Raw genomic sequence first — 16738 nt, 5'->3', positions numbered from 1 at the left:
CCGCAAAAATGCCGGTTCAGCCTTCTGACAGCTTTGCTTGCGGAAAAGGAGGAAATCCATTGGAAATTTTTGATTATATGCGAAAATACGATTATGAACAACTGCTGTTTTGCCATGATGACGCATCCGGATTAAAAGCGGTGATCGCCATACACGATACAACGCTCGGGCCGGCGCTCGGGGGCACGAGAATGTGGACTTACGCAACGGAAGAAGCCGCCATTGAAGATGCATTGCGGCTTGCACGGGGGATGACGTATAAAAACGCTGCCGCCGGGCTCAATCTTGGCGGAGGGAAAGCCGTCATCATCGGTGATCCGCGCAAAGACAAAAATGAAGAAATGTTCCGGGCGTTCGGCCGGTTCATCCAGGGGCTCGGGGGACGCTATATTACAGCTGAAGATGTCGGCACCACTGTTGAAGATATGGATGTCATCCATGAGGAAACCGATTTTGTGACAGGCGTTTCACAAACGTACGGTTCATCCGGGAATCCTTCGCCTGTCACGGCGTACGGCTGCTATGTCGGCATGAAAGCCGCGGCAAAAGAAGCATTCGGAAGTGATTCGCTTGAGGGGAAAACCGTAGCCGTCCAGGGTGTCGGCCATGTTGCATTTGAACTGTGCCGCTATTTGCACGAAGAAGGCGCCCGCCTTATTGTGACCGATATTTCAACGGAGGCGGTAAAACGGGCTGTTGAGGCTTTCGGGGCAAAAGCAGTGGACCCGGCTGACATTTACGCCCAGGACTGTGATATTTTTGCCCCATGCGCGCTCGGGGCCATTTTGAATGATGAAACGCTTCCGCAGCTGAAAGCAAAAGTGATTGCGGGGTCTGCAAATAATCAGTTGAAAGAACCGAAGCACGGCGACCGGCTGCATGAAATGGGTATTCTTTATGCGCCCGATTATGTCATCAATGCCGGCGGGGTGATCAATGTAGCTGACGAACTGTACGGTTACAACCGGGAAAGAGCGATGAAAAAAGTCGAGCAAGTCTACTATAATGTACAGAAAGTCATCGACATTTCAAAACGCGACGGGATCCCGTCCTATTTGGCGGCAGACCGGATGGCGGAAGAACGGATTGCAAAAGTTTCCCGCGCACGTTCACAGTTTTTGCCGCACAATAAACACGTGCTCGAAAAAAGGCTTCCGCGGTAATGCAAGTGAAGGAGGAACAACATTGGCAAAAGAATACGATGTCGTTGTTTTGGGCGGCGGAACAGGCGGCTATGTGGCCGCCATCCGCGCAGCAAAAAACGGGCTGAAAACAGCAATTGTAGAAAAATCAAAACTTGGTGGCACCTGCCTCCATAAAGGCTGCATTCCGACAAAAACCCTGTTAAGAAGCGCGGAAGTATACCGGCTGGTCCGAAAAAGCGCCGATTTCGGCGTGGATGTCCGCGATGCCGCCTTGAATTTTGCAAAAATCCGGGAACGGAAAAACGCAGTTGTGGCGCAATTGCACCGCGGCGTCCAATCCTTGATGAAAAAAGGGAAAATTGATGTGTATGAAGGCACCGGGAGAATCCTTGGCCCCTCCATTTTTTCGCCGGTAGCAGGAACGGTTTCAATAGAGGGCGCGGGTGCGGATAATGAGATGCTCCTCCCGAAAAATTTAATCATTGCGACCGGCTCGCGCCCGCGGGTTCTTCCCGGGTTTGCCGTCGACGGGGAATATGTGATGACGTCTGACGAAGCGCTTGAAATGGAAGAACTCCCCGCGTCGATCCTGATTGCAGGCGGCGGGGCGATCGGTGTGGAATGGGCATCGATGCTTGCCGATTTTGGCGTAAAGGTGACGGTCATTGAAGCTTCCCCGCGCCTTTTGCCGGGAGAGGACAGCGACATTTCAAAAGAAATTACGCGCCTTTTGAAGAAAAAAGGGGTTGCCGTTTTCACCGGTACCGCGTTCAACGCATCCTCCCTCCAGACAGGGGGCGGAAAGGTGCGGGTCGGTACGGAAGACGGAAAGACGTTTGAAGCAGATAAGCTTTTATTATCGGTCGGCCGGCTGGCCAACACGGAAAATATCGGCCTTGAAAATACGGATATTGAAATCAAAAGCGGCGTCATTAAGGTCAATGAAGTTTACCAGACAAAAGAATCCCATATTTATGCGATCGGGGACTGCATCGGCGGGTTGCAGCTTGCCCATGCAGCAGCAAGGGAAGGCATCATTGCGGCGGACCGCATCGCCGAAAAAAGCGTGGATCCGCTCGATGACACCATGGTGCCGAAATGTGTGTATTCCAATCCTGAAATTGCCAGCGTTGGCCTGACGGAAGAGAAAGCAAAAGAAGAAGGATATGATGTAAAAATCGGCCGGTTTTCGTTCCAGGCAGTCGGCAAAGCGCTTGTCTACGGGGAAACAGACGGCTTTGTCAAAATCGTGGCAGACGCAAAAACCGACGATCTGTTAGGCGTACATATCATCGGGCCGCATGCAACAGACATGATTTCAGAAGCCGGGCTTGCACGCGTTTTGGATGCGGCGCCGTGGGAGGTGGCAATGAGTATCCATCCGCACCCGACGCTAAGCGAAGCGATCGGGGAGGCGGCACTCGCAGTAGACGGGCTTGAAATCCATGCGTAGCTTTTGGATAAGGAGTGAAGACAATGAATGAAAATCGGCATAAAAGTTTAGGTTTAAGCGACCAGGAAGTATTGGAAATGTACGAAACGATGCTGCTTGCGCGCAAGGTGGATGAACGGATGTGGCTTTTAAACCGGTCCGGCAAAATTCCGTTTGTCGTATCCTGCCAGGGACAGGAAGCAGCCCAGGTCGGCGCTGCTTTTGCACTTGACAGGACAAAAGATTATGTATTGCCGTATTACCGCGATCTCGGGGTTGTGCTCGCTTTCGGCATGACCGCGCGCGACATTATGCTTTCCGGGTTTGCCAAAGCGGAAGACCCGAATTCGGGCGGCCGGCAAATGCCGGGCCATTACGGGCAGAAGAAAAACAGAATCGTCACCCAGTCCTCCCCTGTAACGACACAGGTACCGCATGCGGCCGGAATTGCGCTCGCAGGCAAAATGGAGAAAAAGGATTTTGTTACGTTTGTCACTTTCGGGGAAGGATCATCCAACCAGGGCGATTTCCATGAAGGGGCGAATTTTGCCGCGGTCCACAAGCTGCCGGTCATTTTCATGTGTGAAAATAACCTGTATGCCATCAGTGTCCCGATTGAAAAGCAGCTCGGGAACCCGCGCGTTTCCGACCGTGCGATCGGTTATGGCATGCCGGGTGTGACGGTTGACGGAAACGATCCGCTCGCTGTTTATGAAGTGGTTAAAGAAGCGGCGGACCGTGCCCGGCGCGGGGAAGGGCCGACTTTAATCGAAACGCTTGTTTACCGCTTTACACCGCACTCTTCCGATGATGATGACCGCTACCGTGCGCAGGAAGAAGTGAAGACGGCAAAAGAAAAAGATCCGGTTGTTTTATTTAGCCGGTACTTAAAAGAGGCGGGCCTTCTTGACGGGGAAAAAGAAAAAGAAATCGATGCGCGCGTCATGCAAACCGTCAATGAGGCAACCGATTACGCCGAAAAAGCGCCGTATGCCAAACCGGAAGATACGCTCCGGTTTGTTTACGGGGAGTAAGGAGGAGAACGATGGCTGTCATTTCATATATTGACGCAATTACAAAAGCATTGCGGGAAGAAATGGAACGGGACGAAAAAGTATTTGTGCTCGGCGAAGATGTTGGAAAAAAAGGCGGGGTATTTAAGGCGACGGCCGGATTATACGAGCAGTTCGGCGCTGAAAGAGTCATCGATACGCCGCTCGCTGAATCGGCGATTGCCGGGGTCGGCGTAGGGGCTGCGATGTACGGGATGCGGCCGGTTGCCGAGATCCAGTTTGCCGATTTTATTTTGCCGGCTGTCAATCAGATTATTTCGGAAGCGGCGAAAATCCGCTACCGTACCAATAATGACTGGCAATGCCCGCTTGTCGTGCGTGCACCGTACGGAGGTGGTGTCCACGGGGCACTGTATCACTCCCAGTCGCTTGAATCGGTGTTTGCAAACCAGCCGGGGCTGAAAATTGTCATGCCGTCCACGCCTTATGATGTAAAAGGGTTGCTGAAAGCCGCAATCCGGGACGATGATCCGGTTCTCTTTTTCGAACATAAGCGCGCGTACCGCCTGATTAAAGGCGAAGTGCCAGATGACGATTATGTGCTCCCGATCGGCAAGGCCGAAGTAAAAAGGGAAGGAACGGATATTACGGTGATCACGTACGGGCTTTGCGTCCATTTTGCCCTCCAGGCTGCGGAAAAGCTTAGAGAGGACGGGATCGAAGCACATATTCTCGATTTGCGCACCGTTTATCCGCTCGACAAAGAGGCAATCATCGAGGCAGCTGCCAAAACCGGGAAAGTGCTGCTGGTCACGGAAGACAATAAAGAAGGAAGCATTATCGGCGAAGTTGCCGCGATCATTGCGGAAAACTGCCTGTTTGACCTGGACGCCCCGATCATGCGCCTGGCCGGGCCGGATGTTCCGGCAATGCCGTATGCGCCGACGATGGAAAAATATTTTATGGTCAATCCCGAAAAAGTCGAAAAAGCAATGCGGGAACTGGCCGAATTTTAGAATTGCAGGATAGGAGGGTGCCAATTGGCGATAGAAAACATTACGATGCCGCAGCTCGGGGAAAGTGTGACGGAAGGAACCATCAGCAAGTGGCTTGTATCCCCGGGTGATCATGTCCATAAATACGATCCGCTTTGTGAAGTATTAACAGACAAAGTCAATGCCGAAGTGCCTTCTTCGTTTGAAGGGGAAATCGTGGAACTGATCGCTTCGGAAGACGAAACCGTTGCTGTCGGGGAAGTCATTTGCACGGTCAAAACCGGATCAAGTGAAACAATTGCCCGGCCTGAAGCGGAACCGGGCCTGGATCCGGATGCTGCGGTGCCGGAGCCGGAAGCGGAAAAAGGGAAAAAAGTCCGCTATTCCCCGGCCGTTTTAAAACTGTCCCAGGAATACGGCATTGACTTGAACCGGGTCAAAGGAACGGGAAGGGAAGGCCGGATTACGCGCAAAGACCTGTTGAAAATCATTGAAAGCAGGGGGAATGAGGCAGAACCGGCACCTTCAAAACCGGAACCGGCAAAACCCGCACCTTCAAAACCGGAACCTGCCCGGCATACGCCGCCTGCTTCCCGGCCTCAGCCTGTACGGGAAGCTGCAGAAGAAGATATGGTGATTCCGGTTACCGGCGTGCGTAAAGCGATCGCGAACAATATGGCACGCAGCAAACAGGAAATTCCGCATGCGTGGATGATGGTCGAAGCGGACGTTACGAACCTTGTCCGCTACCGGGATGCCGTAAAAGAAGAGTTTAAGCGGCGCGAAGGCTTTAACCTGACATACTTTGCCTTTTTTGTCAAAGCCGTTGCCCGGGCGCTGAAAGAGTATCCTGCGCTCAATTCCAGATGGGCTGGGGATGCCATTATCCAAAAACATGATGTCAACATCTCGATCGCCGTTGCCGCCGAAGACAGGTTGTACGTGCCGGTCATAAAGCATGCCGATGAAAAATCGATCAAAGGCATTGCCCATGAAATTGCTGTGCTGGCGCAAAAAGCCCGCGCCGGGAAACTTGCCCCGGAAGACATGGAAGGCGGCACCTTTACCGTCAATAATACCGGGTCATTCGGTTCGGTGCAGTCGATGGGGATTATCAACTATCCGCAGGCTGCCATCCTCCAGGTCGAGTCGATTGTCAAACGCCCTGTCATCATGGAAGAGGGAATGTTTGCGGCGCGCGATATCGTGAACCTTTGCCTGTCGATTGACCACCGCATTTTGGACGGACTCGTCTCCGGCCGCTTCTTAAAGCGCGTCAAAGAGATTTTAGAGGCGGTCACACCGGAAACGGCACCGCTCTATTAATGAAATGCCCGCTGATGAAGCGGGTTTTTCTATGTTGGAAAATGTGGCGATTTATCAAAACTGATTGTTTTTGAACGATTTTAATTGATTTTTACTGTTTTTGAAGGTAAAATAACGACCGGATGCACCGCTTGCAATCGTGCAGGCGGGGAACGATTGCCATCAAAAAGGGGAATACTAAAACTGATCTCCAAAGCAAAGGTTGTGTAAAAAATGATTTATACGGTAACACTGAATCCGTCTGTTGACTACATCGTACAGGTGGAACATTTTGAGCTTGGCGGATTGAACCGTTCCGTGATGGACACTAAGTTTCCGGGCGGAAAAGGCATCAACGTCTCGCGCGTCATGAAAAGGCTGGGCGTTGATTCCACGGCACTCGGTTTTCTCGGCGGTTTTACCGGCAGCTACATTGAAAATTTTCTTAAAGCGGAAGGTATTTTAACAGATTTTGTCCAAGTTTCAGGCGACACGCGGATCAATATAAAATTAAAATCCGGTGTGGAAACGGAAATCAACGGAATGGGGCCCTCTATTTCGGAAGCTGAGCTGGACCGGCTGCTTGCCAAAATCGACAGCCTGGACAAAGAGGATGCCATTTTGTTTTCCGGCAGCATCCCAAGTTCCCTCCCGCCATCCATTTATGCCGGCCTCATTCAAAAATGCCGTGAAAAGCAAATCCGCGTGATTGCAGATGTTTCCGGCGAATCGCTCGGCCATGTCATCAAAACGGGCCCGTTTTTGATCAAACCGAACCATCATGAAATCGGCGAAATTTTCGGCGTGAAAGTCGAAACGCCCGAAGAAGCGAAACAATACGGCAGCCGCCTGCTTGACATGGGCGTTGAAAATGTGATCGTTTCGATGGCGGAAAAAGGCGCGCTCTTTTTGAACAAGGAAGTATCCTATTTTGCGCAAGCGCCGAAAGGGAAGGTAAAAAATTCTGCCGGCGCCGGCGATTCGGTTGTGGCCGGGTTTATAAGCGGGATGGCAAAAGGGAAATCGTACAAAGAATCGTTTGCGCTTGGGGTTGCCTGCGGTTCTGCGACGGCATTTTCCATGGAACTTTGCACAAAGCAAGAAGCAGAATCGCTTCTCGGACAGGTCCATGTCCAATCTTTATAAAACGGAAACCGGGATGCCCCGGTTTTTTTGCATAAAAAAGGGACAGCGCATGAGGCGCCATCCAAAGCATCTAGGGAGTTTAGGGGTATGGATCTAGATGTACTGTCATTTTACCCGGTTTTTTGGAAAAATAAACGCTTTCCGGCTATTTTTTTCGTTTTCATGCGTAAAATAAGAGAAAAGTGGCGGCTGCAAACAGAATGTTTGAAAAGCAGCGTGAAAACCTGCTATGATTAGCTTTAAAGCAGAATGAAAGGATGAGTGGCATGTCTGTCAATTTTAATCTTTATATGAACGATGTCGTGCGCATGTCCCGTGAAGAGGCAGTAGAAGCCGGCTACCAGGAACTGAGGACGCCGGAAGAAGTGGACGAAGCGTTTTCCAAAAAAGGGACGACACTTGTTTTGGTCAACTCTGTGTGCGGCTGCGCAGGGGGCATTGCACGGCCGGCTGCGGCGCACGCCATCCATTATGATAAGCGCCCGGACCAGCTTGTAACCGTCTTTGCTGGCCAGGATAAAGAAGCAACGGCAAGGGCACGCAGCTATTTCACCGGTTATCCGCCGTCCTCCCCATCTTTCGCACTTTTAAAAGACGGCAAAATTGTGAAAATGATTGAACGGCACCAGATCGAAGGGCATGACCCAGCGGCTGTCGTGGCTGAGCTGCAGGCAATGTTTGAAGAATACTGTGAAGAACTGTAATGCGGGAAGCCTTCTCCTTCCGTTCTGGAAAGGGGAAGGCTTTTTTTAACAGGGGCGGTGTCCCGGGTGTAAAGCGCACTTTCCGTATGCATGAACCGGTATGCGGGATGCATACTAAAGAAAAACACAACTAGCAGGTGAATGGCTTATGCATATATGGGTGGCATGGATGCTTGTTTTCGGGTTATCGGTATGGCCGGCGGACGGGCACGTTGCCCCGGGAGACCCGCTCATTATTGTCAATAAAACAACAAACCGGCTTGCCTGGATCCGCGGCGGGAAAATCCGGCTCGAAACGCCGGTTGCGACTGGGAAAACAAATGACCTGACGCCGGAAGGTTTTTTTACGGTCAAAGTCAAGGCGAAAAATCCTTATTACCGGAAAAAGAATATTCCCGGCGGCGACCCGCGCAATCCGCTCGGCTCGCGCTGGATCGGTTTTGATGCGCGCGGCACGGACGGCCGGATTTACGGCCTGCACGGCACAAACAATCCTTCTTCAATTGGCCGGTATATTTCAAACGGTTGCATCCGCCTGCCGAAAGCGGCGCTCGAAAAGCTGTACGATGAAGTGCCGGTCGGAACAAAAATTTACATCACTCGGTCAACCCGGCCGATGACCGAACTGGCAAAAGCAAAAGGCGCCATTTAAAAAAGGAACGCGGACTTTCCCGTTCCTTTTTTAAAACAGCATTGAAAGGCCGGAAAGAACTGTTCCTGCCAGCATGGCAATGAGCATTAAGTACACGACAATTTTCTGCGTTTTTTTCGACAAAGCAGACTTCACCTCTTAAACGGACGGTAATCATTTTTATTCTAGCCTGAAGCCGCCGGTTGTACAAGTAAAATCATTCGCGTTATACTATTAAAGTACATATACATATTGGAGGTTTTTCCATGGTGAATGAAGAACGGTTAGTAAAAGAATTTTTTGAACTGGTTCAGGTGGATTCGGAAACCGGACATGAAGAAGAAATTGGCAAGGTCTTAAAACAAAAATTTGAAGGCCTTGGCCTTGAAGTATATGAGGATGATACAAAAGCAAAAACGGGGCACGGCTTTGGCAATCTGATCTGCACATTGAAAGGCAATGTTCCTGAAGCGACGCCGATTTATTTTACTTCCCATATGGATACCGTCGTTCCGGGGAAAGGCATCAAACCGTCCATCAAAGACGGCTGGATCCAATCAGACGGCACGACAATCCTCGGATCTGACGACAAAGCCGGGCTCTCCGCGATGTTGGAAATGATCCGGGTATTGAAAGAAGACCAGATCCGCCACGGGGATATCCAGTTTGTCATTACTGTCGGCGAAGAGTCCGGTCTGGTCGGTTCGCGCGCGCTCGATCCGTCGCTGTTAAAAGCAAAATACGGCTTTGCCCTTGACAGCGACGGCCCGGTTGGCACGATTGTGACGGCTGCCCCGACGCAGGCCAAAATCAAAGCAACCATTTTAGGCAAAACCGCCCATGCCGGTGTGGCGCCGGAAAAAGGGGTCTCCGCGATCACCATTGCCGCAAAAGCGATCGCAAAAATGCCGCTCGGCCGCATTGACAGTGAAACGACCGCGAATATCGGGCGCTTTGAAGGCGGTCAGGCAACCAATATCGTTTGCGACCGCGTCGATATTCTGGCGGAAGCCCGTTCACTCGTTCCGGAAAAAATGGAAACACAGGTTGCCAAAATGAAAACCGCTTTTGAACAGACGGCACTGGAAATGGGCGGAAAAGCGGAAGTCGAAGTGAACGTCGTGTACCCGGGATTTAAATTCTCAGACGGCGACCAAGTGGTGGAAGTGGCCAAAAAAGCAGCAGCAAAAATCGGCCGCGAGAGCAAGCTGGAGCAAAGCGGGGGCGGAAGCGACGCCAACGTCATTGCAGGATTTAACATCCCGACGGTCAATCTCGGCACAGGGTATGAAGAAATCCATACGACAAAAGAAAGAATTCCGGTTAAAGAACTGGTCAAACTGGCTGAGATGGCGGTTGCCATTGCGGAAGTGGCCGGCGGGGAGTAACAGGATTTGAGGCGGAAGCGGGATAACCGCTTCCTTTTTAAGAAAGGAAGCGATCAGTTGGAAGCGCTCAATAAATATATCATTTTTAAAACGAGGGAAGAGGAGTACGGCATTCATATTGGATCGGTCATTTCTGTTGAAAAGGCGCAAGCAGCCAATCCCGTCCCAAAACTGCCTGCATTTGTACGGGGCATCATGAAGGTGAGGGATGAACTGATCCCGATTATTGACGTCGAACATTGTTTTTACCAGACACCGCTTTCCTCCATAGAGGACGCCCGCATGATCGTCGTCCGGACAGAAGCCATTCCGGTCGGCCTGCTCGTCAAAGAGGCAAACGACATTGTGGAAATACAGGAAGAAGAGAAAAAACAGATCGGCCTTGCCGGCTACGGGCGGACAAATTATTTTACGGCTGTCGCCAGTTTGAAGGACAGGCTGATTACCATTATGGATGTCGATTTGTTTACGGCGTCGCTTGAAGGGATTGCAGACATTGCCGCTTATATGAAAGAAGCGGCCGGAAATTCGTGAGCGCCGGAGTGGGTGAAGATGAAAGCATTTTATCCGAAAAAAGGCCGTGTCATTTTGCATGTCGATATGAACAGTTTTTTCGCTTCGGTTGAAATGGCGGAAAACCCTGCGCTTAAAGGGAAGCCGCTGGCCGTTGCCGGGAATCCGAAAGAACGGAAAGGCATCATTGTGACGTGCAGTTATGAAGCGAGAAAATTCGGTGTAAAAACGACCATGCCGGTCTGGGAAGCAAAAAAACGCTGCCCGGATCTTTTAATCGTGCCACCCCGTTTTGATCTATATAAAAAAGCATCCGCCAAAATGTTTTCAATCCTCCGCGCGTATTCGCCTTTGGTCGAACCGGTTTCGATCGATGAAGGTTATGTGGACATTACCGGCCTCGAGGAACTGGGGACGCCGCCTGCCATTGCCGAATCGATCCAGCAGCAAATTCTTGCGGAACTCGATTTGCCGTCAAGCATCGGGATCGCCCCGAATAAATTTTTGGCGAAAACAGCGTCGGATATGAAAAAGCCGATGGGCATCACCATTTTAAGAAAGCGGGATATTCCCCGTTTATTATGGCCGCGGCCGTTGATCGAGATGCACGGTGTAGGCGGCAAAACGGCGGAAAAGCTTAACGGCTGTGGTCTTTTTACGATCGGCGATCTGGCGCATGCGGATGATTTTCTTTTAAAGCAGCTTCTCGGCATCCGTGGCATCCGTTTGAAAGAAAGGGCGAATGGAAGAGACCCGCGTCCTGTTGATCCCGAATCCGTAAACGTCACCAAAAGCGTTGGGCGGATGGTGACGCTATCTGAGGATACGGAGGATGAACACCGGATCGATGCCGTGCTGAAAAAGCTTGCGGATGAAACGGCGGAACGGATGAGAAAAAAGGAGGTTGCGGCAACCAATGTGGGCATCATGATCCGTTACGCGGACCGGAAAACGGTGACGAGGAGCAAAAAAAGCGGAGGGCCGGTTGAAAGCGGCGATGCGTTGTTTCAAGCCGCCCGCACGCTTTTTATCCGGAACTGGAACGGGCAGCCCGTACGCCTTTTGGGCATTACCGCCTCCGGTTTAACGGACCGGAAGGCGGAAGCAGAACAGCTGAGTCTGTTTTCATATGAAGAAGCAGCCAAAAAAGAGCCGCTGTATGAGGCAATCAGCCGGCTCCGCAAGAAATTTGGGGAGCAGATTATCCAAACCGGGAGAGAAGCGGGAAAGCGGCCGCCGGATCCCCGCGGTTAATTACCGGCTTCCGGCACGTCCCATAAAAAAGGAACACGCGCAAAGATGGCGTGTTCCTTTTTTAACAGGTTCAGCAGTTCCCAACTTCCAGATCTTCCACCGGCCACCAGAAGAAGCCGTCTTTTTCCAGCAGTTCATCGGCTGCTTTCGGTCCCATCGAACCGGATTTGTAATTTGGGAATGTAATCGGCTTGTTTTCCCACACTTTTGAAATATTATCGACAAAGCTCCACGATAAGGCGACTTCATCCCAATGGGTAAAGTTGGTTGCGTCGCCCATCAAACAGTCATGAATCAATTTTTCATAAGCTTCGGGCGTATTAATGCCGTTTTTGCTGCTGCTTGCAAAGCTGAGCTGCACAGGGGTGGTTTCCATATGCTGGCCCGGTTTTTTGGCGTTCAGATGAAGCGAAATCCCTTCTTCCGGCTGGATATGGATGACAAGCAGATTCGGGTTCAGTTCATGATTTGTATTGTAGTACAAATTCATCGGGATATCTTTAAACTGCACGACAATTTTCGTCGATTTCGCCGCCATCCGTTTGCCGGTGCGGATGTAAAACGGCACGCCCGCCCATCTGAAATTATCAATCATCAGTTTCCCGGCGACAAACGTTTCGGTCCTGGAATCCGGCGCTACATTCAGCTCTTCCCGGTAACCCTGGACTTTTTTGCCGCCAATTTCGCCCGGACCGTACTGGCCGCGCACGAAGTATGCCGGCACATCTTTTCCTTCAATGGTGCGCAAGGCACGCAGCACCCGCACTTTTTCGCTCCGGATTTCGTTTGTTGTCAGGCTGATCGGCGGTTCCATTGCAAGGAGCGCCACCATTTGCAGCATATGGTTTTGCACCATATCCCTGAGCGCCCCGCTCGCTTCGTAATACCGCGCCCGTTCTTCCACGCCAAGCATCTCGCTTGATGTAATCTGGATGTTGGAAATATAACGATTGTTCCAAAGCGGCTCGAACAGGGCGTTGGCAAACCGGATGACCTCGATATTTTGTACCATCGCTTTACCTAAATAATGGTCGATTCGGTAAATCTGGTCTTCTGAAAAAGATTTCCGGATCTGGCTGTTCAGCTGTTTCGCTGATTCGAGGCTATGCCCGAAAGGTTTTTCGATGACAAGCCGTTTAAACCCGTTTGTAGCGGTAAGCCCGTCACTTTTCAGATGGTCCGAAATCGTCCCGAAATATTCCGGGGCCATCGCCAAATAGAAGATCCGGTTGCCTTCCAGCTGGTACTTTTCATCCAGTTCATCCGCTAATTGCTTCAACTGTATGTACGAGTTGCTGTCTGTCACATCATGCGGCTGATAGTAAAAATGAGCGGCAAACGCTTCAAGCTGTTCCGCATGTTCTCTCGCGCTCAGAACGGAATCTTTTATATGCGCACGGAAGATTTCGTCCGTCCATTCCCTTCTTGCCGTGCCGATCACAGCGAAATGCTCTGACAGCCTGCCTTTCCGGTACAAATTGTACAGGGAAGGAAACAGCTTACGCTTCGCCAGATCACCTGTTGCGCCAAAAAGCATAAATAACGATTTCGGTGTCTCAGTTGTCTGCATCTTTCTTACCTCTCTTTGTTCAAAAAATCACGATTTAAGGCCGGCCTGTCTCATGATACGGTTATAGTTTGCCTTGTTGCAGCCATTTCATTTCAAAAGCAGGGAAAAATCATTTTTTTCCGCTTTCCGGCCCCATTTCATTGTCACTATATTCTAGACTTTCACGGGCAAATACGCAAATGATATGCAATAGTTTCCTTTCCGTAAAATTATGATAAGATAGTTCTATATGTGCGGCCGGGATCCGGCAGGAAAGGGGGGAACATCATTTGGAAATTTTATTTTTGGGAACTGGCGCGGGCGTACCTGCCAAAGCAAGAAACGTCACGTCCATTGCGCTCAAATTGCTGGAAGAACGAAATGCCATCTGGCTTTTTGACTGTGGGGAAGCGACACAGCACCAGATTTTGCACACTGCGATCAAACCGCGCAAAGTTGAAAAAATTTTTATCACCCACTTGCACGGCGACCATATTTTCGGGCTTCCCGGCTTTCTTGGGAGCCGGTCGTTCCAGGGCGGGGATGGCCCGCTTACCGTTTACGGCCCGAAAGGCATAAAAGCGTTTGTGGAAGTTTCCCTGAAAGTGAGCGAAACCCGTCTGAAATATCCTTTGGAGATCATCGAAATTGAAGAAGGAACGGTATTTGAAGACGACCGCTTTACGGTTTGTGCGCTGCGGCTTGATCATGGGATCGAAAGCTTCGGCTACCGGATTACCGAAAAAGACAAACCGGGCGCGCTGGATGCGGATCGATTGAAAAAAGAAGGGATCCGCCCGGGCCCGGTTTACCGGCTGCTGAAAGAAGGCCGGACGGTAACATTGGAAGACGGTCGCGTGATCAGCGGAAAAGATTATCTCGGCCCGGCGAAAAAGGGGAAGATCATTGCCATCCTTGGCGATACAAGGCCGAATGAGGCGGAAATCCGGCTCGCAGCCAATGCCGATCTTCTCGTTCACGAAGCAACGTTTAACAAGGAGAGCGGGCAAATGGCGCATGATTATTTTCATTCGACAACGGCGGACGCGGCGCAAACGGCAAAGCAGGCGGGGGCAAAACGGCTGCTTCTTACCCATATTAGTGCCAGGTACGGAAAAGAAGACTGGCCGGCGCTTGAGCAGGAAGCGCAAGCTTTATTCCCGGACAGTCTGCTTGTCCATGATTTGATGGAAGTGCCTGTTTTGTAAAGCAAAAAAAGCGGCTTGCCTGCCGCTTTTTTATTGCCGGTTATTCTCTTGCGGGTTCTTTCCCTGCGTTCGATAACTCATTTGCTCGCTTTGCAGCTGCTTTTACACAGTCAATGAAAGCTTGTTTGACCTCGCGTTCGTCAAGGACGCGGATCGCGGCTTCTGTGGTGCCGTTCGGGCTTGTGACAGCTTTCCGGAGCGCTTCCGGCGGTTCGGCTGAAGTTTTCAGCATTTCTGCTGCGCCGATGATCGTCTGGAGGATAAATTGTTTTGCCGTTTGTGCGTCGAGCCCGATTTCTGCAGCTGACTGCTGGAGCGCTTCGGCGATATAATAAATATACGCCGGTCCGCTTCCCGAAAGCCCTGTTACAGCATCGAGCTGTTCTTCTTTTACGGCCGTAGTCATGCCGACAGCCGAAAATATGGCAAACGCCCGGTGCCGGTGCTGTTTTGTCGCAGCGGCGTTAAAGGCAATGCCGGTTGCCGACAGCCCGACTTTCGCCGATGTGTTCGGCATTGCGCGCGCAACGGGAATATGCCGGCCAATCTTGTTTTCGATAAACGGAATGGTGATGCCGGCCGCTACCGAAACGAGCAGGGTGTCCGGAGATATGAGCGGACGGACCGATTCGAGCACATCTGGGGCATCTTTCGGTTTTACGGCTAAGATGACCGCGTCCGGGCCTTCGAAAAGCTGGTCGAGGCCGTCTGCAGCCCGGATGCCGTATTTCTGTTCCAATGTGCGGAGCCTTTTCTTGTTCGTGCGGTTATGGGCGCGGATGTCCCAGGCTTTTACGATTCTTTTTTCAAGCATGCCAATGATCATCGCTTCAGCCATGGACCCGGCGCCAATAAATGATATTTTCATGCAAATGCCTCCCTTCAAAGTAAAAAACCCCTTCATCCGTAAAGGACGAAAGGGCATGTTCCGCGGTACCACCTTTATTGCAGGAATTCGATCCTACACCTCATTTGGTTAACGGTTTTCATCCGGTTTGGTTTTGCCAAACAGCTCACAGGCAGGTTCGGCCGGGCAGCGGATGGCGGAGTTTTCCAGCCTGAGAACCCCGCTCTCTTGCATCATGCCCGGCTTACTGGTCCTGGTCACAGCCGGTCGCTTATCAAAATGGTATTACTTATTATGAAGAAAAATCGGGGAGTTGTCAAGAGTGATTCCGTGAATTTTCAGATAAAAAATCCGTGCCCGGCCATTTTAAAATGGTACCAGGCGTGCTGCCGCAATGAACGCGGCACGGGAGGAAGCATGAAAATCGGCCGGCACCATTTTTCAGAATAGGCATCCATGCCGCGGCAAATGGCACCAGTGGAGGAATGAAAATTTTCAAGATAGAGGGAGAAGATGGAAACATGGCAAATAAACGGATCCGGAAGAAAACGATCGTGATTACCGGCGCTTCCGGCGGCCTCGGGGAAAAAATCGCCTTTGCCGCCGCCAAAAACGAGGCTAACCTTGTTCTGCTCGCCAGAAGCCTCGGCAAGCTTGAAAAAATCAAGGCGGAGATCGAAGCAGCTTACCAGGTTTCGTGTCTGACCGTTCGCTGCGATGTAGCGGAGCACGGCAAAATTCCTGCTGTTTTTGAATCGATTTACAACCGCTGTGGCCAGATTGATGTGCTCGTGAACAATGCCGGTTTCGGCGTTTTTGATGAAGTGCAGGATATCCGCATGGAGGATGTCAGGGGGATGTTTGATGTCAATGTCATCGGGCTCATTGCCTGCACCAAAGCGGTCGTCCCGCATATGCAAAAAAACCGTGCCGGCCATATTATCAATATCGCTTCCCAGGCGGCCAAAATGGCGACCCCAAAATCAAGCGTCTATGCGGCCAGCAAGTTTGCAGTGCGCGGCTTTACGGACAGCCTCCGCATGGAAATGGCGCGCTTTGGCGTCTATGTGACAGCCGTTCATCCCGGCCCGGTTGCAACCGGTTTTTTCGACATCGCCGACCGGTCCGGCACCTACCGGAAAAATATTGAAAAATGGATGCTGGATCCCGAAAAACTTGCAGAAAAAATAACGGATACGATGCTTGTAAATCGGCGTGAAATCAATGCGCCAAAATGGATGAATGCATCCGCTACCATCCATGCGCTTTTCCCCGGGCTTGTGGAAAGGCTCGGACGGCAGGCTTTCTTTAAAAAATAGCAGCCGGTGTGATGCGCGTTTTGGAAAAATATAACCCCTCTGCCTAAAAAAACAATTGGCGAAAGAACGTATATTCGTTTATAATGAGGAATAGAATAAGAACTATAGTTCGTGTTGTTTGCTTAGTTTCTAAGGTAAGAGGGGTTGAAAGATGAGCCAGCGTGTGATTTTTCTCGTCGATATGCAGTCTTTTTATGCAAGTGTGGAAAAAGCCGATCATCCGGCGTACAGGGATAAACCCGTAATCGTATCGGGGGATCCGGCGCGCCGGTCCGGGGTGGTGCTCGCT

At 51.1% G+C, this 16738-nt stretch carries 17 protein-coding genes; 14 read left to right on the top strand and 3 right to left on the bottom strand.

The features are described 5' to 3' along the window. The first annotated feature begins 59 nt into the window (after positions 1 to 59). The 8 genes from P9687_RS14200 to P9687_RS14165 all read left to right on the top strand — a co-directional run bounded on the left by P9687_RS14200 (position 60) and on the right by P9687_RS14165 (position 8392). A complete protein-coding gene (locus P9687_RS14200) occupies positions 60 to 1163 on the top strand; it encodes a Leu/Phe/Val dehydrogenase (RefSeq protein WP_029142209.1) in 1104 nt (367 codons plus the stop codon). Positions 1164 to 1185: 22 nt separating this feature from the next. After that, positions 1186 to 2598: a dihydrolipoyl dehydrogenase gene (lpdA, locus tag P9687_RS14195; protein WP_061565217.1), complete on the top strand. Its 1413-nt coding sequence runs from the start codon at positions 1186 to 1188 to the stop codon at positions 2596 to 2598. Positions 2599 to 2621: 23 nt separating this feature from the next. After that, positions 2622 to 3611, top strand: a complete 990-nt coding sequence (locus P9687_RS14190; protein ID WP_061565216.1) for a thiamine pyrophosphate-dependent dehydrogenase E1 component subunit alpha — start codon at positions 2622 to 2624, stop codon at positions 3609 to 3611. A gap of 11 nt (positions 3612 to 3622) precedes the next feature. Next, entirely contained in the window at positions 3623 to 4606 is a 984-nt protein-coding gene (locus tag P9687_RS14185; protein WP_046720752.1) for an alpha-ketoacid dehydrogenase subunit beta, read from the top strand. A gap of 24 nt (positions 4607 to 4630) precedes the next feature. Further along, positions 4631 to 5911 carry a dihydrolipoamide acetyltransferase family protein gene (locus P9687_RS14180; RefSeq protein ID WP_061565215.1) on the top strand — a complete coding sequence of 427 codons (1281 nt, stop codon included), beginning with the start codon at positions 4631 to 4633 and terminating at the stop codon, positions 5909 to 5911. A 213-nt stretch (positions 5912 to 6124) separates the two neighbouring features. Further along, on the top strand, positions 6125 to 7036 hold the full coding sequence (gene pfkB / locus P9687_RS14175) for a 1-phosphofructokinase (RefSeq protein WP_013859588.1): 912 nt from the start codon (positions 6125 to 6127) through the stop codon (positions 7034 to 7036). Positions 7037 to 7302: 266 nt separating this feature from the next. Further along, positions 7303 to 7740 carry a BrxA/BrxB family bacilliredoxin gene (locus tag P9687_RS14170; protein WP_013859587.1) on the top strand — a complete coding sequence of 146 codons (438 nt, stop codon included), beginning with the start codon at positions 7303 to 7305 and terminating at the stop codon, positions 7738 to 7740. Positions 7741 to 7888: 148 nt separating this feature from the next. Further along, complete coding sequence (locus tag P9687_RS14165; protein WP_061565214.1) at positions 7889 to 8392, top strand: L,D-transpeptidase; 504 nt, start codon at positions 7889 to 7891, stop codon at positions 8390 to 8392. Between the two features lie 30 nt (positions 8393 to 8422). Here P9687_RS14165 and prli42 read toward each other — a convergent pair whose 3' ends face one another. After that, on the bottom strand, positions 8423 to 8515 hold the full coding sequence (gene prli42, locus P9687_RS14160; RefSeq protein ID WP_017550500.1) for a stressosome-associated protein Prli42: 93 nt from the start codon (positions 8513 to 8515) through the stop codon (positions 8423 to 8425). Positions 8516 to 8637: 122 nt separating this feature from the next. Between prli42 and P9687_RS14155 the strand changes: the two genes are divergently transcribed. Genes P9687_RS14155 through P9687_RS14145 form a run of 3 tightly spaced genes read left to right on the top strand, consistent with a single transcriptional unit; the run spans position 8638 to position 11526 of the window. Next, on the top strand, positions 8638 to 9759 hold the full coding sequence (locus P9687_RS14155) for a M20/M25/M40 family metallo-hydrolase (protein WP_035184634.1): 1122 nt from the start codon (positions 8638 to 8640) through the stop codon (positions 9757 to 9759). A 6-nt stretch (positions 9760 to 9765) separates the two neighbouring features. Beyond that, positions 9766 to 10293 (top strand): chemotaxis protein CheW, encoded by a 528-nt coding sequence (locus tag P9687_RS14150; protein WP_081106226.1) that lies wholly within the window; start codon positions 9766 to 9768, stop codon positions 10291 to 10293. 18 nt (positions 10294 to 10311) lie between these two features. Beyond that, the gene (locus P9687_RS14145) at positions 10312 to 11526 is read left to right on the top strand and encodes a DNA polymerase IV (RefSeq protein WP_061565213.1); all 1215 of its coding nucleotides are present in this window, start codon (positions 10312 to 10314) and stop codon (positions 11524 to 11526) included. 70 nt (positions 11527 to 11596) lie between these two features. Here the strand turns inward: P9687_RS14145 and zwf are convergent, their stop codons facing one another. Further along, positions 11597 to 13096: a glucose-6-phosphate dehydrogenase gene (gene zwf / locus P9687_RS14140; RefSeq protein WP_035188026.1), complete on the bottom strand. Its 1500-nt coding sequence runs from the start codon at positions 13094 to 13096 to the stop codon at positions 11597 to 11599. Between the two features lie 269 nt (positions 13097 to 13365). Between zwf and rnz the strand changes: the two genes are divergently transcribed. After that, positions 13366 to 14283: a ribonuclease Z gene (rnz, locus tag P9687_RS14135; protein WP_014098089.1), complete on the top strand. Its 918-nt coding sequence runs from the start codon at positions 13366 to 13368 to the stop codon at positions 14281 to 14283. Positions 14284 to 14323: 40 nt separating this feature from the next. Here the strand turns inward: rnz and proC are convergent, their stop codons facing one another. Beyond that, positions 14324 to 15151, bottom strand: coding sequence for a pyrroline-5-carboxylate reductase (gene proC, locus P9687_RS14130; protein WP_061565212.1), 828 nt, complete (start codon positions 15149 to 15151; stop codon positions 14324 to 14326). Positions 15152 to 15651: 500 nt separating this feature from the next. Here proC and P9687_RS14125 point away from each other — a divergent pair, with 500 nt between their 5' ends. Both P9687_RS14125 and P9687_RS14120 read left to right on the top strand, forming a co-directional pair. Beyond that, complete coding sequence (locus P9687_RS14125; RefSeq protein WP_014098091.1) at positions 15652 to 16449, top strand: SDR family NAD(P)-dependent oxidoreductase; 798 nt, start codon at positions 15652 to 15654, stop codon at positions 16447 to 16449. Between the two features lie 151 nt (positions 16450 to 16600). Then, positions 16601 to 16738: Y-family DNA polymerase (locus tag P9687_RS14120; protein ID WP_443089693.1), on the top strand; the 138-nt coding region annotated here is incomplete at its 3' end.

Source organism: Weizmannia sp. CD-2023, assembly GCF_036225245.1.
Classification (GTDB): domain Bacteria; phylum Bacillota; class Bacilli; order Bacillales; family Bacillaceae_C; genus Weizmannia; species Weizmannia faecalis.
Note: the sequence above shows the minus strand (reverse complement) of the source record. Positions and strands in the feature narration are given on the sequence as shown.

Excerpts from the sequence above, each read along its gene's own strand:
- P9687_RS14190 (WP_061565216.1), top strand. The coding sequence starts at position 2,622 with ATGAATGAAAATCGGCATAAAAGTTTAGGTTTAAGCGACCAGGAAGTA.
- P9687_RS14185 (WP_046720752.1), top strand. The coding sequence starts at position 3,623 with ATGGCTGTCATTTCATATATTGACGCAATTACAAAAGCATTGCGGGAA.
- pfkB (WP_013859588.1), top strand. The coding sequence starts at position 6,125 with ATGATTTATACGGTAACACTGAATCCGTCTGTTGACTACATCGTACAG.
- P9687_RS14170 (WP_013859587.1), top strand. The coding sequence starts at position 7,303 with ATGTCTGTCAATTTTAATCTTTATATGAACGATGTCGTGCGCATGTCC.
- P9687_RS14165 (WP_061565214.1), top strand. The coding sequence starts at position 7,889 with ATGCATATATGGGTGGCATGGATGCTTGTTTTCGGGTTATCGGTATGG.
- P9687_RS14155 (WP_035184634.1), top strand. The coding sequence starts at position 8,638 with ATGGTGAATGAAGAACGGTTAGTAAAAGAATTTTTTGAACTGGTTCAG.
- P9687_RS14145 (WP_061565213.1), top strand. The coding sequence starts at position 10,312 with ATGAAAGCATTTTATCCGAAAAAAGGCCGTGTCATTTTGCATGTCGAT.
- zwf (WP_035188026.1), bottom strand. The coding sequence starts at position 13,096 with ATGCAGACAACTGAGACACCGAAATCGTTATTTATGCTTTTTGGCGCA.
- proC (WP_061565212.1), bottom strand. The coding sequence starts at position 15,151 with ATGAAAATATCATTTATTGGCGCCGGGTCCATGGCTGAAGCGATGATC.
- P9687_RS14125 (WP_014098091.1), top strand. The coding sequence starts at position 15,652 with ATGGCAAATAAACGGATCCGGAAGAAAACGATCGTGATTACCGGCGCT.